The sequence below is a fragment of the Terribium retamae genome (assembly GCF_022347545.1).
In the GTDB taxonomy this organism is placed as follows: Bacteria; Pseudomonadota; Alphaproteobacteria; order Rhizobiales; family Rhizobiaceae; genus Mesorhizobium; species Mesorhizobium retamae.
In genome coordinates, this window is record NZ_JAKREW010000004.1 from 188613 (window position 1) to 215172 (window position 26560).

General features: G+C 61.4%; 28 protein-coding genes. 10 read left to right on the forward strand and 18 right to left on the reverse strand.

The window, feature by feature from the left end; all coding sequences use genetic code 11:
* Positions 1-360 precede the first annotated feature (360 nt).
* Genes L4923_RS07280 through L4923_RS07300 form a run of 5 tightly spaced genes read right to left on the reverse strand, consistent with a single transcriptional unit; the run spans position 361 to position 5898 of the window.
* The gene (locus L4923_RS07280) at positions 361-933 is read right to left on the reverse strand and encodes a sarcosine oxidase subunit gamma (protein ID WP_239363131.1); all 573 of its coding nucleotides are present in this window, start codon (positions 931-933) and stop codon (positions 361-363) included.
* A complete protein-coding gene (locus L4923_RS07285) occupies positions 926-3916 on the reverse strand; it encodes a sarcosine oxidase subunit alpha (protein ID WP_239363133.1) in 2991 nt (996 codons plus the stop codon). The genes L4923_RS07280 and L4923_RS07285 overlap by 8 nt, the downstream gene beginning before the upstream one ends.
* Positions 3913-4209 (reverse strand): sarcosine oxidase subunit delta, encoded by a 297-nt coding sequence (locus tag L4923_RS07290; RefSeq protein ID WP_144377865.1) that lies wholly within the window; start codon positions 4207-4209, stop codon positions 3913-3915. The genes L4923_RS07285 and L4923_RS07290 overlap by 4 nt, the downstream gene beginning before the upstream one ends.
* 10 nt (positions 4210-4219) lie before the next feature.
* Positions 4220-4624 carry a hypothetical protein gene (locus L4923_RS07295; protein ID WP_239363136.1) on the reverse strand — a complete coding sequence of 135 codons (405 nt, stop codon included), beginning with the start codon at positions 4622-4624 and terminating at the stop codon, positions 4220-4222.
* Between the two features lie 20 nt (positions 4625-4644).
* Positions 4645-5898 (reverse strand): sarcosine oxidase subunit beta, encoded by a 1254-nt coding sequence (locus tag L4923_RS07300; protein ID WP_239363138.1) that lies wholly within the window; start codon positions 5896-5898, stop codon positions 4645-4647.
* A gap of 203 nt (positions 5899-6101) precedes the next feature.
* On the opposite strand from L4923_RS07300, the gene L4923_RS07305 reads away from it, so the two are divergent.
* The 5 genes from L4923_RS07305 to L4923_RS07325 all read left to right on the forward strand — a co-directional run bounded on the left by L4923_RS07305 (position 6102) and on the right by L4923_RS07325 (position 10859).
* On the forward strand, positions 6102-6860 hold the full coding sequence (locus tag L4923_RS07305) for an SDR family oxidoreductase (RefSeq protein WP_239363139.1): 759 nt from the start codon (positions 6102-6104) through the stop codon (positions 6858-6860).
* Between the two features lie 259 nt (positions 6861-7119).
* Positions 7120-7380: a 30S ribosomal protein S21 gene (gene rpsU / locus L4923_RS07310; RefSeq protein ID WP_024926224.1), complete on the forward strand. Its 261-nt coding sequence runs from the start codon at positions 7120-7122 to the stop codon at positions 7378-7380.
* Between the two features lie 168 nt (positions 7381-7548).
* Positions 7549-8394, forward strand: a complete 846-nt coding sequence (locus L4923_RS07315) for a tetratricopeptide repeat protein (protein ID WP_239363140.1) — start codon at positions 7549-7551, stop codon at positions 8392-8394.
* Between the two features lie 212 nt (positions 8395-8606).
* Positions 8607-9077, forward strand: coding sequence for a DUF992 domain-containing protein (locus L4923_RS07320; protein WP_239363141.1), 471 nt, complete (start codon positions 8607-8609; stop codon positions 9075-9077).
* Between the two features lie 342 nt (positions 9078-9419).
* The gene (locus tag L4923_RS07325) at positions 9420-10859 is read left to right on the forward strand and encodes an MFS transporter (RefSeq protein ID WP_239363142.1); all 1440 of its coding nucleotides are present in this window, start codon (positions 9420-9422) and stop codon (positions 10857-10859) included.
* Between the two features lie 20 nt (positions 10860-10879).
* Here the strand turns inward: L4923_RS07325 and coaBC are convergent, their stop codons facing one another.
* Genes coaBC through ubiE form a run of 5 tightly spaced genes read right to left on the reverse strand, consistent with a single transcriptional unit; the run spans position 10880 to position 15204 of the window.
* Complete coding sequence (coaBC, locus tag L4923_RS07330; protein ID WP_239363143.1) at positions 10880-12106, reverse strand: bifunctional phosphopantothenoylcysteine decarboxylase/phosphopantothenate--cysteine ligase CoaBC; 1227 nt, start codon at positions 12104-12106, stop codon at positions 10880-10882.
* Positions 12103-12531: a type II toxin-antitoxin system VapC family toxin gene (locus tag L4923_RS07335; protein WP_239363144.1), complete on the reverse strand. Its 429-nt coding sequence runs from the start codon at positions 12529-12531 to the stop codon at positions 12103-12105. Before L4923_RS07335 ends, coaBC begins: the two co-directional genes overlap by 4 nt.
* On the reverse strand, positions 12528-12788 hold the full coding sequence (locus tag L4923_RS07340; protein WP_239363145.1) for a FitA-like ribbon-helix-helix domain-containing protein: 261 nt from the start codon (positions 12786-12788) through the stop codon (positions 12528-12530). Before L4923_RS07340 ends, L4923_RS07335 begins: the two co-directional genes overlap by 4 nt.
* Before the next feature lie 51 nt (positions 12789-12839).
* On the reverse strand, positions 12840-14414 hold the full coding sequence (ubiB, locus tag L4923_RS07345) for a 2-polyprenylphenol 6-hydroxylase (protein WP_239363146.1): 1575 nt from the start codon (positions 14412-14414) through the stop codon (positions 12840-12842).
* Positions 14415-14427: 13 nt separating this feature from the next.
* Positions 14428-15204 carry a bifunctional demethylmenaquinone methyltransferase/2-methoxy-6-polyprenyl-1,4-benzoquinol methylase UbiE gene (gene ubiE, locus L4923_RS07350; protein ID WP_239363149.1) on the reverse strand — a complete coding sequence of 259 codons (777 nt, stop codon included), beginning with the start codon at positions 15202-15204 and terminating at the stop codon, positions 14428-14430.
* A gap of 112 nt (positions 15205-15316) precedes the next feature.
* On the opposite strand from ubiE, the gene L4923_RS07355 reads away from it, so the two are divergent.
* The 3 genes from L4923_RS07355 to L4923_RS07365 all read left to right on the forward strand — a co-directional run bounded on the left by L4923_RS07355 (position 15317) and on the right by L4923_RS07365 (position 17671).
* On the forward strand, positions 15317-16294 hold the full coding sequence (locus tag L4923_RS07355; RefSeq protein ID WP_239363151.1) for an adenosine deaminase: 978 nt from the start codon (positions 15317-15319) through the stop codon (positions 16292-16294).
* A gap of 91 nt (positions 16295-16385) precedes the next feature.
* On the forward strand, positions 16386-17015 hold the full coding sequence (gene upp, locus L4923_RS07360; protein WP_239363153.1) for a uracil phosphoribosyltransferase: 630 nt from the start codon (positions 16386-16388) through the stop codon (positions 17013-17015).
* Between the two features lie 107 nt (positions 17016-17122).
* A complete protein-coding gene (locus tag L4923_RS07365) occupies positions 17123-17671 on the forward strand; it encodes a retropepsin-like aspartic protease family protein (RefSeq protein ID WP_239363155.1) in 549 nt (182 codons plus the stop codon).
* Between the two features lie 59 nt (positions 17672-17730).
* On the opposite strand, the gene L4923_RS07370 is transcribed toward L4923_RS07365, so the two are convergent.
* The 8 genes from L4923_RS07370 to L4923_RS07405 form a co-directional block, all read right to left on the reverse strand.
* A complete protein-coding gene (locus L4923_RS07370; RefSeq protein WP_239363157.1) occupies positions 17731-18468 on the reverse strand; it encodes a hypothetical protein in 738 nt (245 codons plus the stop codon).
* Positions 18469-18506: 38 nt separating this feature from the next.
* The gene (locus tag L4923_RS07375) at positions 18507-19418 is read right to left on the reverse strand and encodes an energy transducer TonB family protein (RefSeq protein WP_239363159.1); all 912 of its coding nucleotides are present in this window, start codon (positions 19416-19418) and stop codon (positions 18507-18509) included.
* A gap of 147 nt (positions 19419-19565) precedes the next feature.
* Positions 19566-20885, reverse strand: coding sequence for a thymidine phosphorylase (gene deoA, locus L4923_RS07380; protein WP_239363161.1), 1320 nt, complete (start codon positions 20883-20885; stop codon positions 19566-19568).
* A complete protein-coding gene (locus tag L4923_RS07385) occupies positions 20885-21694 on the reverse strand; it encodes a purine-nucleoside phosphorylase (protein ID WP_239363162.1) in 810 nt (269 codons plus the stop codon). The genes deoA and L4923_RS07385 overlap by 1 nt, the downstream gene beginning before the upstream one ends.
* Entirely contained in the window at positions 21691-22083 is a 393-nt protein-coding gene (cdd, locus tag L4923_RS07390; RefSeq protein WP_239363163.1) for a cytidine deaminase, read from the reverse strand. Before cdd ends, L4923_RS07385 begins: the two co-directional genes overlap by 4 nt.
* Before the next feature lie 3 nt (positions 22084-22086).
* A complete protein-coding gene (locus L4923_RS07395; RefSeq protein ID WP_239363164.1) occupies positions 22087-23058 on the reverse strand; it encodes an ABC transporter permease in 972 nt (323 codons plus the stop codon).
* Position 23059: 1 nt separating this feature from the next.
* Positions 23060-24202, reverse strand: coding sequence for an ABC transporter permease (locus tag L4923_RS07400; RefSeq protein WP_239363165.1), 1143 nt, complete (start codon positions 24200-24202; stop codon positions 23060-23062).
* A complete protein-coding gene (locus tag L4923_RS07405; protein ID WP_239363167.1) occupies positions 24199-25731 on the reverse strand; it encodes an ABC transporter ATP-binding protein in 1533 nt (510 codons plus the stop codon). The genes L4923_RS07400 and L4923_RS07405 overlap by 4 nt, the downstream gene beginning before the upstream one ends.
* A 200-nt stretch (positions 25732-25931) precedes the next feature.
* Here L4923_RS07405 and L4923_RS07410 point away from each other — a divergent pair, with 200 nt between their 5' ends.
* Positions 25932-26135, forward strand: a complete 204-nt coding sequence (locus L4923_RS07410) for a SlyX family protein (protein WP_239363169.1) — start codon at positions 25932-25934, stop codon at positions 26133-26135.
* A gap of 31 nt (positions 26136-26166) precedes the next feature.
* Positions 26167-26556 carry a hypothetical protein gene (locus L4923_RS07415; RefSeq protein ID WP_239363171.1) on the forward strand — a complete coding sequence of 130 codons (390 nt, stop codon included), beginning with the start codon at positions 26167-26169 and terminating at the stop codon, positions 26554-26556.
* Positions 26557-26560: the final 4 nt, after the last annotated feature.

Consider the following 26560-nt stretch of genomic DNA (forward strand, 5'->3'; position numbering starts at 1 on the left):
TTGAACCTTGGCGGAATTTCCAATGGAAGCCTGAAATGGCAGCCTACCGCTTTGGTTTGCCAGGCTCCGCAGGCGCTCCCGAAATGGACGTATTCGTTACCGCGACTGGATCGCTGGCAGGGAACGTATCCTCCAGCCCTTCTTCCAATTCCTCTTCGGCATCATGCTCGCCGTGGCGTTCATGCTCGAACGACCGGACAGCGGACGTCTTTTCCGATTGAGACGCCCCGGGCTTTGACGGACTGGCCATGGATAACTCCCTCTATCCTGTCCCGACAGAACGGCGCGGCCCGTCTTTGGTTCCTCGCGCGCCGGCCCGAAAATCGAAATCGACTTCGGCAAGCACGAGGCACGATACCCCTATGCTGCCGCGTCGCGTGCGGCCTCGGAAAGGAAAGTAAAGACATAGTCGGAGAAGGAGCGCCAGCATTCCACGCGGAAGGTGTCCTCAGCCGTGCGATAGAGCACGACCTCGACCTTGCCGAAGATGGTTCGCGAGCAGGCGCCGACGGGGAAAGCTGTCAATGACAGGTCCTGCGGACAGCCCGCACTGAGCGTTGCTTCCACGCCAGGACCGGTCACGCCGATCGCCACATTGCGATGCGAGACACCGACGGCCGAATGCAACTGCTTGACCTTGCCGCAATCGCCAAGTGGGTCACCGGCGGCTTCGTCGATCACCAGCCATTCATCCGGTCCCAGCCAGAGCGCAAAGCGACCGTCCTTCGAGGCGGAAGTCTTCGGCTTTTTCGGCAATGTCAGTCCAAGCGCCTTCGACAGGGCAGCAAGCGAAGCTTCCGGCGCGCGCAGCGAAACACGTTCGGCCGGCTCCAGTACGCTCAGCGTAACATGAGCGGCCGAAGCATTGCGCCCTGCCAGCGCCGGGTGACGCTCCGCCTGGGAAATTCCGGTCTTCTGGACAGCCTTAGCCATTGAGGCGCTCTCCCTTCTCGTCGAAGAACACCATGCCGGTGACTTCCGCTTCGATCACCTTGTCCGGCATCGGCACATAAAGCGTTTCGCCCATGCGGTCACGACCGCCGGCAACCAGCGCCAACGCGATCGAGCGTCCGCAATTTTCGGACCAGTAGCTCGATGTGACGTGGCCGATCATCTTCATCGGGATCGGCTGGTTCGGATTGTCGACGACCTGCGCGCCCTCTTCCAGGACGATCTTGGGGTCCTTCGTCTTCAGGCCGACGAGCTGCTTGCGGCCCTTGGCCACGAGGTCGGGCCGTGTCAGACCGCGGATGCCGACGAAGTCGGTCTTCTTCCTGCCGACCGCCCAATCGAGACCGGCATCGTTCGGCGTGACCGTCCCGTCGGTGTCTTGGCCGACGATGATGTAACCCTTCTCGGCACGGAGCACGTGCATGGCCTCGGTTCCATAGGCAGCAGCATCGTGCTTCCGCCCTTCGGCCCACAGCGCTTCCCAGACAGCCTGGCCATAGTCCGCCGGCACGTTGACCTCGAAACCGCGATCACCGGTGAACGACATGCGGAAGAGCCGGGTCGTCACGCCGCAGATCTTGCCCTCGCGCACCGACATATGCGGCATCGCTTCGTCGGACATGTCGATGCCTTCGACCAGCGGCGCGATGATGTCGCGCGACTTCGGCCCCTGCACTGCTATCACCGCCCATTGTTCGGAAATCGACGTCAGCCAGACGTTCAGATGCGGGAACTCGGTCTGCAGGTAGTCTTCCATGTGGTTCATGACGCGGGCGGCACCGCCGGTCGTGGTCGTCACATGGAAACGGTCGGCCGCAAGACGCCCGACCACGCCGTCATCATAGATGAAGCCGTCCTCGCGCAGCATGATGCCATAGCGGCAGCGGCCGACTTCCAGCTTTTCCCACGGATTGGTGTAGAGCAACTCCATGAACTTGGCGGCGTCGGGCCCGACCACTTCGATCTTGCCGAGCGTCGAAGCATCGAAAAGGCCTGCCGTCTTGCGCACAGCGACGCACTCACGGTTGACCGCAGCGTGCATGTCTTCGCCGGCTTGCGGGAAGTACCAGGCGCGCTTCCATTGCCCGACATCCTCGAAGACCGCACCGTGCTTTTCGGCCCATCCATGCATCGGCGTGCGCCGCGTGGGATCGAACAGCGGCCCGCGTGCGTGCGAAATGATGGCGCCGAAGGTCACCGGCGTGTAAGGCGCGCGGAAGGTGGTGAGACCCACTTCCGGGATCGACTTGCCCAGCATGTCTGCGGCGATCGCCAGGCCGTGCATGTTCGAGGTCTTGCCCTGGTCGGTCGCCATGCCGTTGGTGGTAAAACGTTTTACGTGCTCGATCGAGCGCATGCCTTCGCGCACCGCCTGGCGGATGTCCTTGGCGGTGACGTCGTTCTGGAAATCGACGAAGGCCTTCACCGTCGTGTCCGGGCCGGCACCGGGCGCGGAGCCCAGCATGCCACGCGACCAGATTTCGTCGGCATCGACCTTCGGCTTGTTCCCCTTGGTCGCCTTGCCACCCGCCTCCTTCGCAGCCTTGGCGCCTGCAGCATAGGCCTCGTCGATCGAGGCGGCGAGGCCATCGGTGCCGTTGCACGCGCCGACCGACACGCAATCCTGCGCATAGGTGCCGGGCACGAAACGCTTGTCATCGTTGAAGGCGACCTTGCCACGCGACTGCGAAAACAGATGCACGGATGGTGTCCAGCCAGCCGACATCAGCAGCGCGTCGATGGCGATCGTACGTTCGCCGCCACCGTTCTTCGGCTGCACGGTCATGGATGAAACGCGCAGCTTGCCGCCGACGCGCGTGACTGCGCGGCCATCATGGATCTCGATACCGGCGGCGCGGGCTTGATCGATCAATGAGCCGGAAGGATTGTCCCGCAGATCGACGATGGCCGCGACGTTGACGCCGGCCTTCTTCAGATCGATCGCCGCGGCATAGGCGGAATCGTTCGCCGTATAGACGCCGACATTGCGGCCCACCGCGACACCATAATGATTGAGATAGGTCCGCGCCGCCGAAGCCAGCATCACGCCCGGACGATCATTGTCGGCGAAGACCATATGCCGCTCGATCGCACCGGTGGCGAGCACGACGCGCTTGGCACGCACCTGCCACAACCGCTCGCGTGGCACATCATGGCCGGGATCGGCCAGATGGTCGCTCACGCGTTCGACCATCCCGACGAAATTCTGCGCGTAATAGCCGAAAGCCGTGGTGCGCGGCAGCACCCGCACATTGCTCATGCCCTTCAGCCTGGCCACGACATCTTGTGCCCAAGCCCAGCCATCCTGATCTTCAATGCGGGCGCCGCTCTCGAAGCGCAGCGCGCCGCCGAATTCGGCCTGCTCATCGGCAACAATGACGCGCACACCCGTCTCGGCCGCCGCGAGTGCGGCCGCAAGCCCGGCAGCGCCACCGCCAAGCACCAGCACGTCGCAATGCGCGAAACGCGAAGAATAGTGATCAGGGTCCGGCTGGTCCGGCGCGACGCCGAGGCCGGCGGCTGAACGGATGTTCGGCTCGTACAGGTTCTTCCATGCCGATTTCGGCCACATGAAGGTCTTGTAGTAGAAGCCGGCGGAGAAGAACGGCGAGGCCACGTCATTGACCGCGCCCACGTCGAAGGACAGCGACGGCCAGCGGTTTTGCGACTTGGCCGACAGCCCGTCATAAAGCTCCTGCACGGTGGCCCGCACATTGGGCGTCTTGCGCGCGCTGTCGCGGGAGATCTCCACCAGCGCGTTCGGCTCCTCCGCTCCTGCGGATAGGAAACCACGCGGACGATGGTATTTGAACGAGCGGCCGACCAGGTGCACGCCGTTGGCGAGCAATGCCGAAGCCAGCGTGTCGCCCTCGACGCCGGTATAGGTCTTGCCGTCGAAGGTGAAACGGGCTGTCCTGGCCGGGGTCAAACGGCCGGCGTTGCCGATGCGAAAGGCGCCGCTCATTTGGAAACTCCGGGCAGCTTGGAAGGCTTGGGCTCGCCGGCCTTGTAGGTCATCACAAACTTGTCGCTGACGGTGTCGCGCACTGCGTTGAAGAAGCGCGCGCAACCGTGCACGTGCCGCCAACGCTCGTAGATGATCCCCTTGGGATTGGCGCGGATGAAGAAGAACTTCTCGAAATCGTCGTCGCTGATGGCGGCGATATCGGTTGGGCGCGCGATGTGCGCCTCGCCGGCGTTGCGGAATTCGAGTTCCGGACGTTCTTCCTCGCAATAGGGGCAGCGGATGAGAAGCATAGTCTTGATCCTAGAGTTCGCCGTCGCCGAGGCGTGCACCTTGCGGCTGGTCGCAGAGTTTCTCACCGAGCAGCTCGAAAGGTGCGACACGTTTGATCAGTGTTTCCACCGAGTCCGCCGGCGCAAAAAGGTCGCGGTTGGCCATGTTGAGCAAAGTCAGTTGAAACGGGTCGGTCGTAACGATCACCACCCGCGGGTCCTTGACATCCCCATCGGATGGCTCGGGTTTCTCAACAAACGAAACCGTCCTCTTTCCCGCGCTCCAGACGCAGCCGAGATAGCCGGAGGAAACCGAGAACGGCCAGTCGTCTTCATGCGCCGCACGGCTGATGTCCTGCAGCCGCACCTCACTGGCGTCGGGAAGATGGAACAATCCCTTCTCGCCGGTCAGCACAAAGGGCGCAGCCAGAGCCATGGTTGCCGCCAACGCTTGCATCAGTGCGCCACCGCGGCCGCCGCGGCCTCATCGATCAGGCGCCCGCTGCGGAAACGCTCGATGGTGAAAGGCGCGTTGATCGCGTGCGGTTCATCGCGCGCGATCGTATGGGCAAAGACATGGCCCGAGCCCGGTGTCGCCTTGAAGCCGCCCGTGCCCCAACCGCAATTTACATAAAGACCTTTGACAGGGGTCTTGGCCAGGATCGGCGAACGGTCCGGCGTCACGTCGACGATGCCGCCCCATGAACGCAGCATCTTCATGCGCGTGAACATCGGGAACATTTCGCAGATCGCATCCAGCGTATGGGTCAGGATGTGCAGTCCGCCGGTCTGCGAATAGGAGACATATTGATCGGTTCCGGCGCCGATCACCAGTTCGCCCTTGTCGGACTGCGAGATGTAGGCATGCACCGTGTTCGACATGACCACACAAGGAAACACCGGCTTCACCGGCTCGGACACCAGTGCCTGGAGCGGATAGCTTTCGAGCGGCATGCGCACATCGGCCATCTGCATGATCACCGAGGAATGGCCAGCCGCGACCACGCCGACCTTGCGCGCACCGATGAAGCCCTTCGAGGTTTCGACACCGGTCACCGCACCACTGGTGTCGCGCCGGATACCCGTGACCTCGCAGTTCTGGATGATGTCGACGCCGCGTGCCGCCGCGCCGCGCGCATAACCCCAGGCGACCGCATCATGACGGGCGGTGCCGCCGCGCCGCTGCAACGCCGCACCCACCACCGGATAGCGCGCATTGCGCGAGATGTTCAGTGGCGGGCAATAGGCTTTGGCCTCTTCCGGCGTCAGCCATTCATTGTCGATACCGTTGAGGCGGTTGGCATGGACATGGCGTTTCAACACCTGGATGTCATGCACATTGTGCGCCAGCATCATCACGCCACGCGCCGAATACATGACGTTGTAGTTGAGATCCTGCGAAAGCCCGTCCCACAGCTTTACGGCGTGGTCGTAGATCCCGGCGCTCTCATCATAAAGATAGTTGGAGCGGATGATGGTCGTGTTGCGGCCGGTATTGCCGCCGCCGAGCCAACCCTTCTCGATCACGCCGACATTGGTGATGCCATGTTCCTTGGCGAGGTAGTAGGCTGTTGCCAGCCCGTGTCCGCCCGCACCGACGATGATGACATCGTAGCTCTTCTTCGGTTCGGGCGAAGGCCACTGCTCTTCCCAACCCTTGTGGCCGCGCATGGCCTCGCGGGCGATGGCGAATACTGAATATTTCTTCACGTTACCTGGCCTCGCGTATGGGCAATCGGGCGTCCGACGCGCGAGGAGTATCACTAGCGAAACCTGGCTGCCATCCTTGCACTGTTTGCGACGACAATTGCCGTTTTGCGCCGTGTCGTTCCTCGATCCGCCATGCCGGTTTCGGGTGGTTCGCCCTCCATCGATTTGCGAGCAAGGACCATCCACTCAGAAAGGAACAGGACATGCTCGCACTCACCAACAAGGTGGCCATCGTCACCGGCGCTTCTTCCGGCATCGGCCGCGCCACGGCGCGATTGTTTGCCACGGAAGGAGCAAAAATCATCGCCGCTGCGCGCCGCCAGGCCGAACTCGATGCCCTGGTAGCCGAGATTGCCGAGGGTGGCGGCGAAGCGATCGCACTTGCAGGCGACGTTAACGACGAGGCCTATGCAAAGGCGCTGGTGGAACTGGCGCAAGGCCGTTTCAGCGGACTGGACATCGCCTTCAACAATGCCGGAGCCGTCGGCCCGATGGGCCCGGTGCCCGAAATGCCGCGCCAGAGCTGGGAAGACGTTCTGGATACCAATCTGACCAGCGCGTTCCTCGCTGCCAAACACCAGCTTCCAGCGCTGCTGGCACGCGGTGGCGGCTCGCTGATCTTCACCTCGAGCTTCGTCGGCGTTACCGCCGGCATGCCCGGCATGGCAGCCTATGCCGCCGCCAAGGCCGGCCTGATCGGGCTGACCCAAGTCCTTGCAGCCGAATATGGCCGAGAGGGCATCCGCGTGAATGCGCTGCTGCCCGGCGGCACCGATACGCCAGCCGCGACCTTCAAGACGGCCGACGAGCGCGCCTTTGTGGAAGGTCTTCACGCGCTGAAGCGCATCGCGCGACCGGAAGAGATCGCCCGCTCGGCTCTCTACCTGGCCTCGGACGCCTCTTCCTTCACCACCGGCACGGCCCTGTTTGCCGATGGCGGTGTTTCCATCAATCGCACCTGAGCGGCGGCCAGGCAGCGACGAAACGCCCGGACGCGATCGCAACTGTTTGAATTGACGATCGCGTCCGGGCACTTCATGTTGAGGTATTGGTGGCAATGAACGGCACGATGCGGCAAAAACCGCGAAAGCCGACAAGCAACTGTGGACATTCAGTCCCGATTCTGCTATCAGCCGCCGGAATTCGTGGTGGAAGCCGCCGCGGAGGCTTGTGGTTATTGCCGCTTGCCTATTGATTTCAAATCGAAAGACAGGATTGCCCGTGCAGGTACTCGTCCGCGACAACAACGTTGATCAGGCGCTTCGCGCGCTGAAGAAGAAAATGCAGCGCGAAGGCATCTTCCGTGAAATGAAGATGCGCGGTCATTACGAGAAGCCGTCCGAGAAGCGTGCGCGTGAGAAGGCCGAAGCCGTGCGCCGTGCCCGCAAGCTGGCTCGCAAGCGCGCCCAGCGCGAAGGCCTGCTGCCTTCGACCCCGCGCCCGGCTCCTGCCGGCGCCGGTGCAGCGCGCGCTCCGCGCTAATCCTGCCTGCAATCGTCCTTTTCGAAGGAACGCCAAGGTGGCGCGATGGAAATCGCCGCCACCTTTTTGTTTGACGCACGCCGATATTTGTATAACGCAGGACGGCGGGACAGGGGCCGGTGCGATTGCCCGGGATGCCGGGCGTCGATGTTGAGGATGCGGCAGCCGATGCATGTTTTGACCACGGAGCACAAAAACTCCTTGAATGGTTTTGTCTTGAGCGCTGCCTTGATGGCGGCCCTGGCTCTTGCCGGCTGCCAATCGACGCCCACCGGCGAACTCAATTCCATCGATCAGGCGCAGGGGTCGAGCCAGAACATCTCGTCGCTATCCTCGGTCATCGACCGCAATCCGCGCGACCCCGAAGCCTACAATGTGCGCGGCTCGGCCTATGGCCGTGGTGGCAAATATCCGGCGGCACTGAAGGACTTCGACACCGCGATCCAGCTCAAGCCGGATTTCTACCAGGCCTATTCGAACCGTGCGTTGATCTACCGCTTCGTCGGCGACCAACAAAAAGCCCTGGCGGACTACAACCGCGCCATCCAGATCAATCCGAACTACGACGCTGCCTATATCGGCCGCGGCAATCTCTACCGAAAAGCCGGGCGCACCCAAGACGCTTTCAATGACTTCCAGAAAGCGATCCAGCTCGATACCACCGACGCGCGCGCCTATCATAACCGCGGCCTGATCTATCAGAGCCAGGGCCAGCATACTTTCGCCATCGAGGATTTCTCGACCGCGATCTCGCTGTCCCCGGACGCTTCAGAGCCTTACAACGGCCGTGGTCTATCCTATCTGGCGCTCAACCAGGACGACAACGCCTTCGCCGACTTCAATATGGCGATCAAGCTCGACGGCAAGAATGCCGAAGCCTGGACCAACCAGGGGCTCATCTACGAGCGCAGGGGCGAGAAGGCCAAGGCGATAAAGTCCTATAAGGAAGCCGCCCGACTGGCACCGACTTATCAGCCGGCACGTGACGGCCTGTCGCGTGTGGGCGGAGCCTGATCGTTAGCCCGTACTATCCTCGCTAGGGAACCGATACTGGGATCGGTAAGGCCGGACGCGCCATCGACCGTGGCTGATCGGCAACGATAACCCTCGTTTTTTAACCACGCTTTCTTCGCACCACGATTACGTCAACATCGCGCCACGGTTATGAGGGAACCGTCTGCGCACCCGGCCGTTTGTCCGGCATGCACTTTAAAAGGATAGCCACCATGAAAAAGTTTGCCTGTTTAGCCGCCCTGGCCATGACGACCCTTGCCGCGCCGGCGAGCGCGGGCAAGGTCGAACTCGGCGTTCTCGATTGCGTCATCGACGGCGGCCAGTCCTACATCGTCGCCTCGAACAAGGGCGTCACTTGCACCTATCGTCCCTACAACAGCCGTAAGTCCGAACTCTACACCGGCGTCATCTCGAAAGTTGGCGTCGACCTCGGCATGACGCACCAGGGACAGTTGTCCTGGGCGGTCCTCGCTGCCTCGAGCAGCTACGATTCCGGTGCCCTCGCCGGCAAATATTTCGGCGTCAATGCCGAGGCCAGCGTCGTGACCGGCGGCGGCCTGAATGTGCTCGTCGGCGGCTTCGAGAACTCCTACGCCTTGCAGCCGCTTTCCGTTCAGGCGCAGACCGGCCTCAATGTCGCGGCAGCCGTGACCTCGCTGGAATTGTTGCATTCGCTGAAGTAATCGGCTTTTGGGCGGGGCGTTTACGCCCCGCCCAATCCGGCTACGTCAGGCAGCCGGGGACACCAGCCCCACCATGCTGGTTCGCGTTCGCGAAATTTCCTCGACAATCGAACAGACAGGCTGAACTGATCGTCGACACACGATCAAGCTTAGCTCGCCTCTCGACAAAGATAATCTGCCCCTGGGTTCGCCTCTTGCGCCAGGCGTCATTGGCTCAACACAAATCCTCTCCGCGACCAGAGGACTGCCAAATAACGCTTGCGTTCAACTGCGCTTGAAGTTTTACAAGTATAAACTTGGAAAATTTTGCCGGCCGTAGCTGGCGGTTTTGGACGAACGGGCATGGTGCAGGGTAAGGTGAACCGGGTGGATTGGCGCGCCTTGTGGGCCAGCGGCGATCTCGCGCGATTCTGCTTCATTTCACTGGGCATCCTGCTCCACGCCACCAACGAGACAATGGTGGCGACCATCATGCCCGCCATGGTGGGGGATCTGTCCGGCGTACAATTGGTCGGGTGGTCGCTGGCGATCTATGAGCTTGGCGCCATCGTCGCGGGAGCGGCCGCCGGCCGGATGGTCAGCTATGTCGCGTTGCGCAGCAATGTCATGGTCGCGGCTTTGTTCTATTCGACCGGTGCCCTCATCTGCGCCGCAGCACCATCCATGCAGGCCTTTCTCGCCGGTCGTCTCATCGAAGGGCTCGGCGGCGGCGCTTTGGTCTCCCTAGCCTTCGTTTCCGTCGAACGTCTGTTCCCCCGCACGATCTGGCCACAGCTGTTCGGCCTGATGTCGGCAATCTGGGGCGTGGCGGCATTCAGCGGCCCGATGCTCGGAGCGCTGATGGCTGAATTGCTTTCCTGGCGCTGGGCATTCGGGGTTTTTGTCATTGGCGGCGTGGCGATGGCGCTGGCATGCCTTATCGTGCTGAACACGCCGGAAGCGCGGCGCAGGCAAAGCGCTGGCACAGAACTACCGCCCTTTCCTGCTGTGCCGTTAGCCTGCCTGGCGATCAGTGTGATCCTGATCGCCTCGGCAGGCGTCAATGTCGCCCTATTGCGCTCCAGCCTGCTGCTCGGTCTGGGGCTTGCGGGGCTGGCGCTCTTCTTCCGGATCGACGCGCTGAAACCTCAATCCAGGCTGTTTCCGGCGAACCTGTTTTCATGGCGCACGCCAGTCGGGAGCGGCATGACAATGATCGCCTCATTCTCGGTCGCGACCTGCTCCTTCGCAGTCTACGGACCTCTGATCCTGACAAATCTGCATGGCATCTCGATGCTGACCACCGGCTACATCATCGCAGCCGAATCGATCGCCTGGTCGATCTTGTCCATCCTCGTGGCAAATGCGCCGGCGGAGCGTGAACGGAGCATCATCGCCTGCGGCGCGGTGATGATCGCCGCCGGCGTTGCCGGCTTCGCCTACACGGTGCCGCACGGCTCCATACCGCTCATCCTCTTCTGCGCCTTATTGCAGGGCGGCGGTTTCGGTATCGCCTGGCCGTTCGTGACGCGTATCATCGTTGCTTCTGCGCCCGCCGACGAACAGACCATCGCCTCGTCGGCCGTGCCAACCATGCAGCGCATCGGTTATGCGGTGGGGGCCGCCAGTGCCGGTATCGTCGCCAACGCCAGTGGTTTTTCCGAAGGTATAAATCGCGCGGCTGCAGCAAATGCCGGAGTGTGGCTGTTCCTGGCCTTCGTACCGCTCGGTCTGCTTGGCGCGGTCGCGGCGTTCCGATTGTCATCGGAGCCAGGACGACCGCAACGAGCGCAGGAGGCTTGAGCCTGTCGTGGAATGGCGGATCAGACCGCCTTCAGGCGTTCCGCAATCAGTACCGCGAGACGCGAAGCCACCTCCGCCTTGGTGAGCTCCGGCCATTCCTCGATGCCGCTTTTCGAGACGATGCGGACACGGTTGCGGTCACCGCCCATGACACCGGCAGGGCCGACGCCGCTGTCATGCGAGACATCGTTGGCGACGATGAAGTCGGCGCCCTTCTTGCTCAACTTGGCTTCGGCGTTCTTCTGGATATTCTGCGTCTCGGCGGCAAAGCCGACCACAAGACGGGGCCGTTTCGCATGATGGCCGACACCGGCCAGTATATCGGGGTTCTCCACCATCTGCAGCGCGGGTGGTCCCTCACCCGCTACCTTTTTGATCTTTTCGCCGGCGGAATTTGCCGTCCGCCAATCGGCAACAGCCGCCACGAACACCGCCGCGTCAGCCGGCAGTAGGCCTTCAACGGCGGCCTGCATCTGCCGTGCCGTCTCGACATGCACCGTTGTCACGCCGGACGGATCGGCGATCGTCACTGGACCCGACACCAGATGCACGTCTGCGCCGAGCTTTGCGAGAGCACCGGCCAGCGCATGCCCCTGCTTTCCCGAAGAACGGTTGGCGATATAACGCACCGGATCGATCGGCTCATGAGTGGGACCGGAAGTGACGATGATCTTTCTGCCTGCAAGCGGCTTCGGCTGGCTGTCGACCTGCGCCTCGACAGCGGCTACGATTTCCAGCGGCTCGGCCATGCGGCCTTCGCCGGCTTCGCCGCTTTCCGCCATCTCACCACTGGCCGGGCCGATGAAGATCACGCCGTCTTTGACAAGCGTGGCGTGATTGCGTCGCGTTGCAGGATGCGACCACATCCTTGGGTTCATTGCCGGTGCCATCAGCACCCTCTTGTCGGTGGCAAGCAGCACTGTCGAAGCGAGATCGTTGGCGTGGCCATTGGCCAGCTTGGCCATCAGATCCGCCGTTGCTGGCGCCACGACGATCAGGTCCGCCTCTCTCGACAACCTTATGTGGCCGACATCGTGTTCGTCTTGACGATCGAACAGATCGGTGAAGACATGATCCGCCGAGAGCGCGCCGACCGAAAGCTGGGTGACGAATTCCTGTGCTGCCGCCGACATCACGCAGCGCACTGCCGCACCGCGTTCACGCAGGCGGCGGATGAGATCGAGCGACTTATAGGCCGCGATGCCCCCGCCGATGATCAATAGGACACGCTTTCCGGAAAGGGTCATGCCGACGCGGCCTCCCATGGATTGATTACCGCTATGCCGCAGTGCTCGAAGTCGGCCACGTTACGTGTCGCCACGGCAAAGCCATGGGACACCGCAATCGCGGCAATCTGACCATCCAATTCCTTTACAGGTCGTCCCAGCTTGCGCCGTCTCGCGGATATTTTCGCGTAAGGCAGCGCATCCTGATCCGCAAATGGCAAGATCGGGTTTCTTAAGCGCTCCGCGAGGAAAATTTGGATTGCTCGCGCCAGGACCTCCTTGCGCTGACCGTCCGGCATAAGCGCAAGACCATACAAAAGCTCTGCCTGTGTTATTGCTGTGATATATATTCCGTCGATGGGCTGGCTGCGGAGCCAAGCTGCCACCTGGGTGTCGACAACAGGCTTCATCGCCTCTGAAACGACATTGGTGTCAATGACGATCATTCCCAGTCCTTGAAGGGCAGGTCGCGTTGCGCAGGGCTCCGTGGCGGAATATCGACGTCGAAGCCGCCGTGAGGCTCAACCAGATCGCGGATCGCATCATAAAGGTTGTCGAATTGCGCAGGCTTTCCAGATTGCCGCGCTTCGCGCCGGAGGACGGAACGCAGCTCTTCCTCAAGCGACACGCCATTCCTGGCGGCATTGATCTTGAGCCTCTGCTTTGTTTCGTCCTCGACATTGCGAATGGTGAGCGTGGCCATGCTGACCTCCAACAAACACTGACTGCAATGTATGCATTGACTGCAATGCAGTCAAACCAGCTTCCATGCAATGAAGATCAAGGTCAGCGCGATCACCCAAAGCGCCACCCGCCCGGAGCGCGTGTGGCGCGCCTCGGCCTTGCCGATCGCCTTGGCGGTCGCGTCGTCGAAACGCAGGCCGTGTTCGGCCATCAGGTCGATCTCGCGCGACAGTCGCTCAGCGCGAGCCGCAAGGTCCGGGGCCTGCCTGGCCAACGAAACCAGCGCGCCGACACCCTCGCGGGCATCTTCAAGCATGCCGCGCGGTCCCAGGTTGGAACGGATCCAATGGCCCACCACCGGCTCGGCCGTCCTCCACATGTTGAAGGCGGGGTCGAGCGTGCGGGCGACGCCTTCCACCACCACCATCGTCTTCTGCAGCAGGACCAGTTCCGGCCGGGTCTGCATGTCGAACAGCTCCGTCACCTCGAACAGCAATGTGAGCAGCTTGGCCATCGAGATGGTTTCCGCCGGCTGGCCGTGGATCGGCTCGCCGATGGCGCGGATCGCCTGCGCGAAGGCGGCAACGTCATGTTTGTGGGGGACGTAACCAGCTTCGAAATGCACTTCCGCAACTCGCAGGTAATTTCGGGTGATGAAGCCATAGAGGATTTCGGCAAGGAAGCGCCTTTCCTTCTTGCCGAGGCGGCCGGCAATGCCGAGGTCCACCGCAACGATCGTGCCATCGGCCTCCACGAACAGGTTGCCGGGATGCATATCGGCATGGAAAAAACCGTCACGCAGCGTGTGGCGCAGGAAGGACTGGATCAGATTGGCGGCAATCGCCTTGAGATCGTGGCCGGCCTCTACAAGGCCGGCGACATTATTCATCTTGATGCCATCGACCCACTCCATGGTGAGCACGTCGCGGCCTGTGCGCTCCCAGTCGACTGCCGGCACGCGGAAGCCTGGATCGGCTTTGGTGTTTTCGCCCAGTTCCGAAAGTGCGGCGCCTTCGAGCCGCAGATCCATTTCAACCTTGGTGGTCTGGGCGAGCGTTTCGGTGACTTCGACCGGACGCAGGCGCCGCGACGACGGAACGTATTTTTCCTGCAGGCGCGCAGCCAGGAAGTAACTTTCGAGATCCTGGTGAAATCTTTTGCGCACGCCCGGTCGGATCACCTTGACGGCGACCTTGGTCGGGATCCCACCTTGGATGACTTCGCCCTCATGCACCTGTGCGATGGAGGCCGCTGCAACCGGCTCATCCAGCCGAGCATAAAGTTCGGAAACAGGCCGGCCAAGCGAGGACTCGATTGCGGCCACGGCCTGGGATTGCGGGAAAGTGCCCATCTTGTCCTGCAGCAGGGCAAGATCGAGCGCGATGTCATTGCCGACCACATCGGGCCGCGTCGCCAGGAACTGGCCGAGCTTGACGTAAGACGGCCCGAGCCGAGCCACCGCATGCGCCATCCGATCGCTACGGCCCTCCCGCAAGGCGCGGCGACGCGTGAGCAGCCTGGCCATCTGCCAGCCGAATTTCGGCATTCCGGACAGCTGATCGCCGGGTATCGCCGCGACGACGCCCTCACGCACCAGCACCCAGCCGGCCCGAACGAGCCGGAACGCCGCTCCGACAGAACTCATGAACGCACCCGCCTCAAAGCTTCCAGCCCGAATGGGCGGCGGCGATGCCACCGGTATAGTTGCGGAAGCTGACGCGCTCGAAGCCGGCCTTGCCGATCATCGCGGCGAAATTCTGCTGGTTGGGGAATTTGGCGATGGATTCGACCAGATAGGAATAGGGTTCGCCATCTCCAGTCACCGCTTTGCCGATCTTCGGAATGGCGTTGAAGGACCAAGCTTCATAAACCTTGTCGAGCAGCGGCATCTCCACTTCGGAGAACTCGAGGCACAGGAACCGCCCGCCTGGCTTCAGCACCCGAAAAGCTTCGCTCAATGCCACTTCGATGCGCGGCACGTTGCGGATGCCAAAAGCGATCGTATAGGCGTCGAAGCTATTGTCGGCAAAGGGCAGGTCTTCGGCGTTGGCTTCGACGAAATCGACATTGGCGGCCAATCCCCGCTTTTCCGCCCGCTCGCGGCCAACGGTCAGCATCGAGCCATTGATGTCGAGCACGGTCGCCTGAGCCTGGCCCTGACTGGCATCGATGATCCGGAAAGCGATGTCGCCGGTACCGCCGGCCACATCCAGCACTTTCCAGCCCGGCCTTTTCGGCGGGTTGAGCCAGGCGACCATCGCATCCTTCCAGAGGCGATGCATGCCGGCCGACATCAGGTCGTTCATCAGATCGTAGCGCTTGGCGACCTTGTGGAACACCTCATTGACCAGCGGCTGCTTCTCGCCGGTTCCGACCTGCCGGAAGCCATAGGAGGTTTCCATGCCTCCGGTCGCGGTGGTTCTCTCAACAGACATCTTCTTCATCCGCCATAAAATCGGCCGGACCATAGCCGATCGCAGTAGGCGACGCTATTGTCAAAGGCGCGGTGTTCGGCCGCGCCGGATGGCCCGTTCACAGGAATGCCTCATGGTCTTGAAAGCCGAATTGCACTGCCACATCGAAGGAGCGGCAGCACCGGAACTCGTTGTGCGGCAGGCACGCAAATACGGCAAGGACCCCTCTCCCTTCATCCGCGACGGTTCGTTCGTCTGGCACGACTTCACCTCTTTCCTCGCCGCCTATGATTTTTCAGCTGACCTTTTCCGGTCGGAAGAGGACTATGCGCTGCTGGCCGAATACTATCTCACCAGCCTGGCGCGCGACGGCGCCATCTATTCGGAAGTGTTTACCTCGCCCGACCATGCAGCGCGCGCCGGCCTGTCGCCAAAGGCTTATACAGATGCGCTTGGCGAAGGCATGGCGCGCGCCAAGGCCAAGACCGGCATTGAGGGGCGCATGATCGTGACAGGGGTACGGCATGCCGGCGTCGAGGCGATCGAAAAGGCGGCCCGTTTCGCTGCCAGATGTGGGCATCCTCTCGTCACCGGCTTCGGTGTTGCAGGCGATGAGCGCATGGGTGATTTCGAGGATTATGTACGGGCCTTCGAGATTGCGCGCGAAGCCGGTCTGGGCATCACCATCCATGCCGGCGAACTGATGGGCTGGGAAAGTGTGCAAGCCGCGCTCGACCACATCCGCCCTGCCCGTATCGGCCACGGTGTCCGCGCCATTGAGAATGCCGATCTGGTACGCCGCATTGCCGATGAGGGCGTGGTGCTGGAGTGCTGTCCCGGCTCCAACATCGCGCTGAAGGTGTTCGACAGCTTTGCCGACCATCCCTTCTCTGCGCTGAAGGCAGCCGGCTGTAGGGTGACGCTGAATTCCGACGATCCGCCCTATTTCTGGACGTCGCTGAAGCGCGAGTACGACATTGCTGCGGAACACTTTGGCCTGAACGACAAGGCGCTGACCGCCGTGACCCGCACCGCGATCGATGCGGCTTTTGTCGACAAGAAAACCAAAGCTGCCCTTATAGCGCGGCTGGACAAGGCAAACGGCCGCTGAAAGTCCGCAAAAACTGTGGTTGGCGTGCACCGAGGCGTTTCTTGGCCCGGACTTAATCGCTAGGGTCTTCTCCAAGTTCGAGGAGAAGACCATGAAGGGCGTAACCGTCGTCGACCACCCGCTTGTCCAGCACAAGCTGACCATCATGCGCAACAAGGAGACGTCAACGGCGTCGTTCCGGCGGCTGTTGCGCGAGATCTCGCTTCTGCTCGGCTACGAGGTGACGCGCAATCTGGAGCTCACGAAGACCACGATCGAGACTCCGATGGAGACGATGGAAGCCCCCACGCTCGAAGGCAAGAAGCTGGTTTTCGCCTCGGTCCTGCGCGCCGGCAACGGTTTGCTTGAAGGCTTGCTCGATCTGGTGCCAGCCGCTCGCGTCGCCCATATCGGCCTCTATCGCGACCACGACACGCTGGAAGCGGTCGAATATTTCTTCAAGGCTCCAAGTGATCTTGCCGATCGCCTGATCATCGTAGTGGACCCGATGCTGGCCACGGCCAATTCCGCCATCGCCGCAATCGAAAAGCTGAAGGAACGCGGTGCGACCAACATCCTGTTCCTGTGCCTGCTGGCCGCCCCGGAAGGCATAGAGCGCTTCACCACGGCCCATCCGGACGTACCGGTCTTTACCGCTTCCATCGATCGTGAGCTGAACGAAAAGGGCTATATCCTGCCTGGCCTCGGCGACGCTGGCGACCGCATGTTCGGAACGAAATAGATCTTTACTGTTCGTTTACGCATCCGCGCGGTTTCGCCCCATCGTGGCCGAGGATTAAAGTGCCGGATACCAAGATTGCGTAGGTTCGCCTGGAACGGGGGCGTTCCATGCTGCGTAAACTGGTCATCTTGGGTATTTTCGCCGGCGGCACGGCGGCAATTCCCTCCGTTTTCCAATCTAATCCCGAGCTTCTCAACCAACTCCTTGGCAGAAGCGCCAGTGAAAAGACCACGAACCTCCGGAGCAGTCCCGACGCAGTTGGACAAGCTTCGCAGCAGCCGCTCGGCCGCAAGGTGTTGATCAAGGCGGATGCGACGGGCCACTTCCGTTCACCGTTCAAGATCAATGGTCGGCAGGTGGATGCCCTCATCGACACCGGCGCGACATTGGTCGCTTTGAACACCTCGACGGCGCGCCGTGTCGGGCTATCGATCAGCCCTTCCGACTTCACGCAACAGGTCTCGACCGCCAATGGGCCGGTCAAGGTCGCGGTGGTACGGCTTTCCAGTCTGCAGGTCGGTAAGATCGCGCTGGAGAACATCGACGCCGTCGTCATCGACGACAAGGCACTCAACACCAATCTGATCGGCATGAGCTTTCTGAGCCGCCTCGGCAAATACGCCGTCGAGGACGGTGCATTGCTGATGGTGCAGTAGTTCCGTCCCGATCTGGACTGGCACAGCGGCATTCCGTTCGACCAACGCGATGCCCTTAACTAACGAAACTGCTGAAACACCGGATGGAGCCCAAGCCGACCAGTAGGACACACCTTCGCTGTTCTCTGCACATTTTCAGCAAGGTATCGCTTCTGTTTGGGCGTTAGAAATTCGCTTAGAATCTTGGCAAAAGGAAGCAATAAAACCGGCTTTTCGACACACCATTCGGGCGCGATTTCTTTCAACAAAAATCCGTCCAGAACTCCGTCGAAAACAGCTACTGAATAGGTAGCCATGCGATTTAGCCTGGCAACAGTCTCGGCCACCCCTTCTGGATTGTCCTTCACCGATTGGTTCTGCGCCATCTCCTTTGCCATGTTCAAGGTGACGGTATGCGCAATAACGACCACGTCAAAACAGCTGCTGAGACGGTTCGTGTTTGGCGTAATTAAATGTTCCGGCTGGTCCGAAAATACGTCCATTACCGTGGCCGCTGCCTTTACGTACCGAACGACAATTTTGTAATCTTCGACGCTGAGCGTTTCGAGCCTTCTTGCGTCCTCAACCCGGCATATTTTTTCCAGTATTGGTGCAAATTCCGCTATGGAGGCATCGAGATTACGCCTCTCCACGATGAGACCAGCGGCGAACTCCTGCAATTGCTCTGCGGCTTCTTCGATTTCCTTTAACGGCGTTGCAAATAGAGAACTTTCGGCTTCTACAGATTTTGCCTGGCCAGCAAGTGCGGGAAGACAGAGAGAGACCGTCAGGATTGCGGAAGCGGCAATGTTTCTCAACAAACATCCTTCTCTCAGTTTAGTCCACTTGCCTCCGTCTATTTGAAAACAAACGGCAAATGAAATTGGCCCTGCAGCCCAAATTCTGAATAGGGCTGACATTTCAGGAGCGCCCGCACCGCCGCTTTACCAATCATCTCGCTTCCCTGCCCTTCGCCTTGATCGACAACCACCGGCTTTCCTTCAAGAGTGCCATCCTCGTTAATTGCAAACGAAACAACGGCTTTTCCTTCTGCTTCTCCCGCTGCCAGGTTCAGGCAAGACTCAACCTTCTTCGCCAATCCCCGCATACCCTCCATATTTACTGTTACAGGAGGGGTGTTCTCATGTTGCATACGCGCAATCAATTGCCTGACGGCCTGATATTTGGCTTCGTCAATGGTGGTTTCGTAATGCAACACCCAAATTAGCAGCGGCGTCGATTCAATCATGGTGTAAACTGAAAAGCCGCCACCGATTTCCTTGCCTTCCTTGCCGAATTTTCGAAGGCCGTAATAAACGCCGTGGCGGTCGCTGCCGAGCAACGCGAATGCGGCGCTCATCTCCGCAGGATGTCTGAAAAACGCCTTTGCATCTTTATAGCGCGGTGTGTCTCTTGCAACCAAGGCAGCGATCATACCTTTCAAATTGTCAGGAATTGGCGGCTGCTGGTCTTTTGTACGCGGAAGTTCTGCAAGAAAAATTACATTGGTTGGCGGCTTGCCCGAAAAATCACCTTTGCGGGCCTGTTCCAACGCTAGGCAGTCGATAAAGGTTGTATGCGTCAACTGAGCCGTTTTCGGGTCCGGAAGCGTCGTCCAAATTTGCTGGTCTGCTTTTGAGCGCGACGGATCGACCTGACAAAGCTCCTTTGGCGGTGTGAATTTCAGGTCGATTGCTTTCGCCTTCTCGGCAAGCGCGGGAAGGCTGAGCGAAAACGTCAAGGCGGCGGCCGTGGCGATGTTTCTCAACAAATAATATCCTCTGTGATTGGATGGCCGGAGGGTCAAAGCAGGGCGCTGTACTGCTTTCGGGTTGAATTAGCCGACGGATCGACCCTGATGAAAAACGGCATTGGCAAAGGGCAATCTCCGTCAAAGAATTAAACAACCTACGCTCTAGTCGCGCGGGCCAACACGGCGCAGGATCGTCTTCTCCGAAGCCGGTTTGGCGGAACCAATCGTATAGGCAGCTGAAACGGCCATGGCAGCCTGTTCGGCCTCGCCTTGCGAGCGCGCATGAACGAGCGCGATTGCTTCGCCCGGACGCACTTCCGCCCCGACAGGCAAAATGCGGGTAAGGCCCACGGCATGGTCGACCTTGTCTTCCGGTCGTGTCCGACCACCACCCAAAGCCACGACGACAAGCCCGATCTCGCGCGTCGCGATCCCGGTGACAAAACCTTTGCGATCCGCCTTCACCTCAACCTGCACAGGCGCCGGAGGCAGGTACTTTGCGTGCTTCTCGACAAAATCCGGCGGGCCACCCAGCACAGAGACCATGCGGCCGAACACCGCCGCGGCTCGCCCGCTGCCCAGCGCCTCCGTGGCGCGCTGCAGCCCGTCATGGTTGGAGGTGACGAGGCGCGCCGATTGTAGCATTTCGGCGGCAAGCGCCAGTGTCACCATCTCCAGGCGCTTGTCGCGGCTTCGGCCCGTCAGGAAATCGACCGCGTTCTGGACTTCGACGGCATTGCCGGCAGCCGAAGCGAGAGGCTCGTTCATGTTGGTGACCAGCGCGCTGGTCTTCAAGCCGGCGCCATTGGCGACCTCGACCAGACTGGTCGCAAGCGCGGTCGCGTCGCGCGACTTCTCCATGAAGGCGCCGTTGCCGACCTTCACATCCAGGACCAGAGACTGCAGCCCGGCAGCAAGCTTCTTCGACAGGATCGACGCCGTGATCAGCGGCACGGATTCCACCGTGGCAGTGACGTCCCGAATAGCATAGAGCCGCTTGTCGGCGGGAGCGAGGTCGCCGGTCTGGCCGATGATCGCAGCACCCGCTTCCAGCACGGCCTGTCGCAGCAGGCCAAGATCGGGCTGGCTGACATAGCCGGGGATCGAATCCATCTTGTCCAGCGTGCCGCCGGTATGACCGAGGCCCCGCCCGGAAATCATCGGCACATAGGCGCCACAGGCCGCCACGATCGGAGCGAGCATCAGCGAGACGTTGTCGCCGACCCCGCCGGTGGAATGCTTGTCGGTCACGGGGCCCGGCAGATCCGACCAGTCGAGCACATCGCCGGAATCGCGCATGGCCGTCGTCAAAGCCACTGCTTCATCGCGGCTCATGCCATTGAAGAAGACGGCCATTGCAAAGGAAGCCGCCTGTCCTTCGGTGACGGCGCCAGACGTGAGACCGGAGACGAAGGCCGCAATCTCATCGGCCGACAGCTTCAGCCCGTCACGTTTCCTGCGGATGACCTCCTGAGGCAACATCAGGCCGCGTCCAGCAATCCGTCCTGGAGCGCCTTCTTCAGCACCTTGGCGAGCTTGGCACCGCCGATCGGCGCCATGTCCTTGGTCTCGGTGTGCGAAAGCTCGGCGCCCGTCATGCCGGCGGCCAAGTTGGTGATGACGGAACAAGCCGCCACGCTGAGCCCGAAGAAGCGAGCCAGGATCACTTCCGGCACCGTCGACATGCCGACCGCTGTGGCCCCCATGATGCGTGCCATGCGGATTTCCGCCGGCGTTTCGAAGGATGGCCCGGAGAACCACATATAGACACCCTGGTGCAGTTTCGTGCCGGTCGCCTTCGCCGCCCGCTCGATCGCCGCGCGCATGCCGGCATCATAGGCTTCCGTCAGCCCGACGAAGCGACGATCGGACGGCTCGCCGAACAGTGGATTGGACCCTGAGAAATTGATGTGATCGTTTACCAGCATCACCGATCCCGGCGGCATGTCGGGATCGACGGAGCCGGCGGCATTGGTGAGGATCAGCTTCGTTATGCCGATGCCGGCCAGCGTCTCGATGGCCGGGCGCATCACGGCTGCATCGCCATGTTCGTAATAATGGGAACGGCCCGCCAGCATCAGCACCGGCTTTCCGGCGAGATGGCCTGCCACGACCGCGCCGGCATGGCCGGTCACCCCGCTTTGCGGGAAGCCCGGCAGGTCGGCGTATGGGATGCGCATGGCATCCTCGACGTCATCGACGAGTCCGCCCAGACCCGAACCCAACACCAGCGCGACGGTCGGCGCAAGGCCGTCCAGCCGTTCGACGAGGCGATCGATTGCGTCCTTCATTTGAGGATATCGCCCCTGAAGCCGTAAGGCAGCATCTCGCCCATGGTGACGGTTTCGGCCACGCCTGTCTCATCGCAGAGATAAAGCTTGGTATCTGGCCTCGTGAATTCGGCCAGCCGCTGACGGCAGCCGCCGCAAGGCGAGCATTTCGCCATGCGTTCGGCGATCACGGCGATTTCCACGATCTTGCCGCCGCCGCCCATGATGTAGTGGCCGAGCGCCGTCGTCTCGGCGCACCAGCCCTCGGGATAGGAGGCTACCTCGATATTGGCACCGGCAAAGATCTTCCCGTCCTCGGTGCGGAGCGCTGCCCCCACCGGGAACTTCGAATAGGGCGCGTAAGCCTTGGCCATGGCCGCCTTGGCAGCGAGGTAGAGGTCATGCGACATGGATCAGCGTTCTTTCACATAGGGCACGCCGCCGGCGCGCGGCGGGATCGCCTTGCCGATGAAACCGGCAAGCAGGATCACGGTGAGGATGTAGGGCAGTGCCTGCATGAGTTGCACCGGAACCTTGCCGATGACCGGCAGCGGTGCGCCTTGCAGGCGGATCGCCAAGGCGTCAAGGAAACCGAACAGCAGGCAGGCGAACATGGCATTCACCGGCCGCCACTTCGCGAAGATCAGTGCAGCAAGCGCGATGTAGCCCTTGCCCGCGGTCATGTCCTTCACGAAGCCACCGCTCTGCACCATGGAGAGATAGGCGCCCGCGATCGCAGTGAGGATGCCGGTACAGATAACCGCGCGGTAGCGCAGCCAGGCGACCGAAATGCCGGCCGTATCGACCGCCGCCGGATTCTCACCGACAGCACGCAGCCTGAGACCGAAACGCGTGCGGAACAACACCCACCAGGTGAACGGCACCGCGAGGAAGGCGACATAGACGAGCAGTGAATGGCCGGAGAGCAGCTCCGAATAGATCGGCCCGACGATCGGCACGCTGCGCACCGCTTCGGCTCCGGGAAGGGTGATCGCCTCGAACCGTTCGTTCGGAGCCAAGGCCGGCGTGCGGCCACCTTGCTGGAACCAGGCCTGGCCGAGAATGATGGTCGAACCGGCAGCGATGAAGTTGATGGCGAGGCCGGAAACGATCTGGTTGCCACGATGCGTGATTGAGGCAAAGCCGTGCACCAGGGCAAGCGACACCGAGACCAGGATAGCCATGCCGAGGCCGATCCAGGCCGAGTGGAACACCGAAGCCGCTGCAGCACCGGCGAAGGCAGCGGCCAGCATCTTGCCCTCCAGGCCGATGTCGAAAATGCCCGAGCGTTCCGAATAGAGACCGGCCAGGCAGGCCAGCAAAAGTGGCACCGACAGGCGGATGGTGGAGTCCAGCGTCTGGATGATGACGTCGAAGAAACTCATCTCAGGCCCCCTCACCCTTCACCGCGGCCATGCCGACAGACTTCGGGCTGATCGAAGCGAACAGCGTCTGGATATAGGGCCGGAACATGTGTTCGAGCGCGCCCGCAAACAGGATCACAAGACCCTGGATGATGACGATCATGTCGCGGCTGATCGCGGGCATCTCGAAGGAGAGTTCCGCACCGCCTTGATAAAGCACGCCGAAGAGGATCGAGGCGAGGATGATGCCGACGGGATGCGCTCGCCCCATCAGCGCGACGGCGATGCCGATGAAGCCTGCGCCGCCGGCCAAATCGACGTAGACGCTGTGCTGGTCGCCCATGATCGCGTTGATCGACATCATACCGGCGAGCGCCCCTGAAATGAGCATGGCAATGATGGTGACACGCACTTCCGAGATACCGGCATAACGCGCTGCCTTCTGGCTGAAGCCGAAGGTGCGGATCTCGTAACCAAGCTTCGTGCGCCAGATCAGGAGCCAAACCAGATAGGCCATCACCAAAGCCAGCAGGAAGGATACGTTGAAGGGCGCGGAACGGATCTTGGCTGTCCCGAACAGCTCGATGATCCAGTTGAGCCGCGGGAGTTGCGCACCTGCCTCCAGCATACGCGTCTTCACCTCCTGCATCGCCTCCGGTTTCAGGATGTCGCGCAGCACATAGATCATCAGGCTGGCCGCGATCATGTTGAACATGATGGTGGTGATGACGATGTGCGAACCTCGCCTGGCCTGGAGATAGGCTGGGATGAAGGCCCAAGCTGCACCGAACAGGGCAGCGCCGGCAATGGCGAAGGGGAACGTGACGTACCACGGCACGATCCTGTCGAGCGCAAGGCAGACCAGTCCGACGCCGAGCCCAGCCACATAGGCCTGCCCCTCGCCGCCGATGTTGAACAGGCCGGCATGCATTGCGACAGCGACAGCAAGGCCGGTGAAAATGAAGTTCGTGGCATAGAAGAGGGTGTAGGCGATGCCCTGCCCGCGGCCGAAGGCCCCCTCCACCAGGATCACGGCGGCGCGGAATGGATTTTCGCCGACCAACAGCACGACGAGACCGGCGACGATGAAGGCGACGGCCAGATTGATCAGCGGAATCAGCCCGTAATCGGCCCAGGCCGGCAGCTTGGCATAAGGCGTGCTCATTCGGCGGCTTCCTTCTGCTCGACGCCGGCCATCAGCAGGCCAAGCTCACCTTCGCTGGCCTCGGGCCCACGCTCGCCGACGACACGCCCGGCGAACATCACCAGGATGCGATCGGATAGCGAGCGGATTTCGTCGAGTTCGACCGAGACCAGCAGCACCGCCTTACCTTGGTCGCGCATGGCGATCAGCCGCTTGTGGATGAATTCGATGGCGCCGACATCGACGCCGCGCGTCGGCTGGCCGACGATCAGGACACCCGGATCTTGCTCGATTTCGCGCGCCAGCACAATCTTCTGCTGGTTGCCGCCCGAGAAGTTGGCAGTCTTCAGGCGCGGATTGGCGGGCCGGATATCGTATTTCGCGATCTTGTCCTTGGCATCGGCCATGATGGCATCGACGTCGAGGAGAGGTCCTTTGAGATAGCGCTTGTCGTTGTGATAACCGAGGATCGAGTTCTCGTTTTCCTCGAAAGCCAGCACCAGGCCGACATGATGCCGGTCTTCCGGCACATGCGCGAGCCCGCGTTGACGCAATTCGCCAGGATCTGCGGCGCCGGTCAGGTCGATCGGCTTGCCGTCCAGGGTCACGCTGCCCGAAACCGCCTTGCGGATGCCCGAGATCGCCTCCAGCAGCTCAGATTGCCCGTTGCCGGCAACACCGGCGATGCCGACGATCTCGCCGGCGCGGACATCGAACGAAACGTCGTCGACCATGGTGACGCCGCGCTGGTCCTTCACGACGAGGTTCTTGACCGAGAGCTTGACCTCGCCGGCCTTGGCCTCGCCCTTTTCCACCCTCAGCAGCACGCGCCGACCGACCATCAATTCGGCCAGTTCCTCGACAGTCGTCTTCTTGGTCTCACGCGTCGCCACCATCGTGCCCTGGCGCATGACCGAGACGGAGTCGGTGATCGCCATGATCTCGCGCAGCTTGTGCGTGATGAGCACGATCGTCTTGCCCTGGTCCTTGAGCTGCTTGAGGATGCGGAACAGGTGATCGGCCTCGGCGGGCGTCAACACGCCGGTCGGCTCATCCAGGATCAGGATTTCGGCACCGCGATAAAGCGCCTTCAGGATTTCGACACGCTGCTGCAGACCGACCGGCAGTTCCTCGATGATGGCATCGGGGTCGACCTCCAGCCCGTATTCACGCTCCAGCCGCTCCAGCTCCGACCGCGCCTTGGCGATGGAGGATTTGAGCAGCGCATCGCTCTCGGCGCCGAGGATGATGTTCTCCAGCACGGTGAAATTGTCGACCAGCATGAAATGCTGGTGCACCATGCCGATGCCGGTTGCGATGGCATCGTTGGAGGTCCTGATCGTGGCCGGCTTGCCGTTGACACGGATTTCGCCACTGTCGGCCTGGTAGAAGCCGTAAAGGATGGACATCAACGTCGACTTGCCGGCGCCGTTTTCCCCAACGATGCCATGGATCGTGCCGCGCGTGATCTCGAGATTGATGTCGCGATTGGCGCGGACCGCGCCAAAACTCTTGTTGATGCCGATCAGCTCGATTGCGGCTTCCGCCATGCGATCGTTCCCACAGGTTTTTTATCGTTTGGTCAAAGTGCCTAGCACGGCGCCCGTCCCCTGCCAATTGGCCGGTTATGGCATCCACTCTCGACAAATCCCGACATGCTTGTCAATTTCGAACACACGGGGCACGCGCCATTGGCAGGCGCTGTTGTGCGACTCAAGCCCGCCAAGAAAACGTCCCCAGGGAAATTGATATGTCCGAAGAACGATTGACCACACTGGAAATCCACGTCGCGGAACAAGACAAGACCATAGAGGAATTGTCCGGCCAGATCACCGAACAGTGGAAGACGATCGAGCGCTTGCAGAAGAAACTCGACGCGCTGGCCAGCCGTTTTCTGGCACTGGAAGAGCAGACCGCGCCGGACGTTCCGGTGACAAAACCACCACACTGGTAAAGCGAAGCACAACGACACGGAGTGCGCAGCGATGACTGGGGAAAGTGATCGCATCGCCCGTGCCAGCGATTATGTGCTCGGGCTTATGAACGAGCGCGACCGCGAGCGTGCGGAGCGCGACCTCGAGATCGATCCCGCCTTTCGCAACGCCGTGATGCAATTGGCCGAGCGCATGCATTTGTTCGACCGAACTGCGGCGGAGGAAGCCAGCCGTCCATGGCAAGAGGTCGCCGCCCGCATTGCGGAGTTGCCGCAAATGTCACAAATCGGACAGGACAAAGCGGGCAAACGCATCATCGACGGACCGCATCCGCCCGTTGGTATCGGCCTGCACGCCTTGCAGGGTAGACTGGCCGTCGCGGTAGCCGCCGGTTTGATCATTGCTTTCGCGTTTGGCTATCTCGCCGGTCGCCTGAGCTGAGGCA

Excerpts from the sequence above, each read along its gene's own strand:
- cdd (WP_239363163.1), bottom strand. The coding sequence starts at position 22,083 with ATGTCGCATGACCTCTACCTCGCTGCCAAGGCGGCCATGGCCAAGGCT.
- L4923_RS07335 (WP_239363144.1), bottom strand. The coding sequence starts at position 12,531 with ATGATCGTCATTGACACCAATGTCGTTTCAGAGGCGATGAAGCCTGTT.
- L4923_RS07280 (WP_239363131.1), bottom strand. The coding sequence starts at position 933 with ATGGCTAAGGCTGTCCAGAAGACCGGAATTTCCCAGGCGGAGCGTCAC.
- L4923_RS07320 (WP_239363141.1), top strand. The coding sequence starts at position 8,607 with ATGAAAAAGTTTGCCTGTTTAGCCGCCCTGGCCATGACGACCCTTGCC.
- upp (WP_239363153.1), top strand. The coding sequence starts at position 16,386 with ATGAAGGGCGTAACCGTCGTCGACCACCCGCTTGTCCAGCACAAGCTG.
- deoA (WP_239363161.1), bottom strand. The coding sequence starts at position 20,885 with ATGTTGCCTCAGGAGGTCATCCGCAGGAAACGTGACGGGCTGAAGCTG.
- ubiE (WP_239363149.1), bottom strand. The coding sequence starts at position 15,204 with ATGTCTGTTGAGAGAACCACCGCGACCGGAGGCATGGAAACCTCCTAT.
- L4923_RS07410 (WP_239363169.1), top strand. The coding sequence starts at position 25,932 with ATGTCCGAAGAACGATTGACCACACTGGAAATCCACGTCGCGGAACAA.
- coaBC (WP_239363143.1), bottom strand. The coding sequence starts at position 12,106 with ATGACCCTTTCCGGAAAGCGTGTCCTATTGATCATCGGCGGGGGCATC.
- L4923_RS07400 (WP_239363165.1), bottom strand. The coding sequence starts at position 24,202 with ATGAGCACGCCTTATGCCAAGCTGCCGGCCTGGGCCGATTACGGGCTG.
- L4923_RS07355 (WP_239363151.1), top strand. The coding sequence starts at position 15,317 with ATGGTCTTGAAAGCCGAATTGCACTGCCACATCGAAGGAGCGGCAGCA.
- L4923_RS07415 (WP_239363171.1), top strand. The coding sequence starts at position 26,167 with ATGACTGGGGAAAGTGATCGCATCGCCCGTGCCAGCGATTATGTGCTC.
- L4923_RS07325 (WP_239363142.1), top strand. The coding sequence starts at position 9,420 with ATGGTGCAGGGTAAGGTGAACCGGGTGGATTGGCGCGCCTTGTGGGCC.
- L4923_RS07290 (WP_144377865.1), bottom strand. The coding sequence starts at position 4,209 with ATGCTTCTCATCCGCTGCCCCTATTGCGAGGAAGAACGTCCGGAACTC.
- L4923_RS07340 (WP_239363145.1), bottom strand. The coding sequence starts at position 12,788 with ATGGCCACGCTCACCATTCGCAATGTCGAGGACGAAACAAAGCAGAGG.
- L4923_RS07365 (WP_239363155.1), top strand. The coding sequence starts at position 17,123 with ATGCTGCGTAAACTGGTCATCTTGGGTATTTTCGCCGGCGGCACGGCG.
- L4923_RS07285 (WP_239363133.1), bottom strand. The coding sequence starts at position 3,916 with ATGAGCGGCGCCTTTCGCATCGGCAACGCCGGCCGTTTGACCCCGGCC.
- L4923_RS07305 (WP_239363139.1), top strand. The coding sequence starts at position 6,102 with ATGCTCGCACTCACCAACAAGGTGGCCATCGTCACCGGCGCTTCTTCC.
- ubiB (WP_239363146.1), bottom strand. The coding sequence starts at position 14,414 with ATGAGTTCTGTCGGAGCGGCGTTCCGGCTCGTTCGGGCCGGCTGGGTG.
- L4923_RS07405 (WP_239363167.1), bottom strand. The coding sequence starts at position 25,731 with ATGGCGGAAGCCGCAATCGAGCTGATCGGCATCAACAAGAGTTTTGGC.
- L4923_RS07315 (WP_239363140.1), top strand. The coding sequence starts at position 7,549 with ATGCATGTTTTGACCACGGAGCACAAAAACTCCTTGAATGGTTTTGTC.
- L4923_RS07385 (WP_239363162.1), bottom strand. The coding sequence starts at position 21,694 with ATGAAGGACGCAATCGATCGCCTCGTCGAACGGCTGGACGGCCTTGCG.
- L4923_RS07295 (WP_239363136.1), bottom strand. The coding sequence starts at position 4,624 with ATGGCTCTGGCTGCGCCCTTTGTGCTGACCGGCGAGAAGGGATTGTTC.
- L4923_RS07395 (WP_239363164.1), bottom strand. The coding sequence starts at position 23,058 with ATGAGTTTCTTCGACGTCATCATCCAGACGCTGGACTCCACCATCCGC.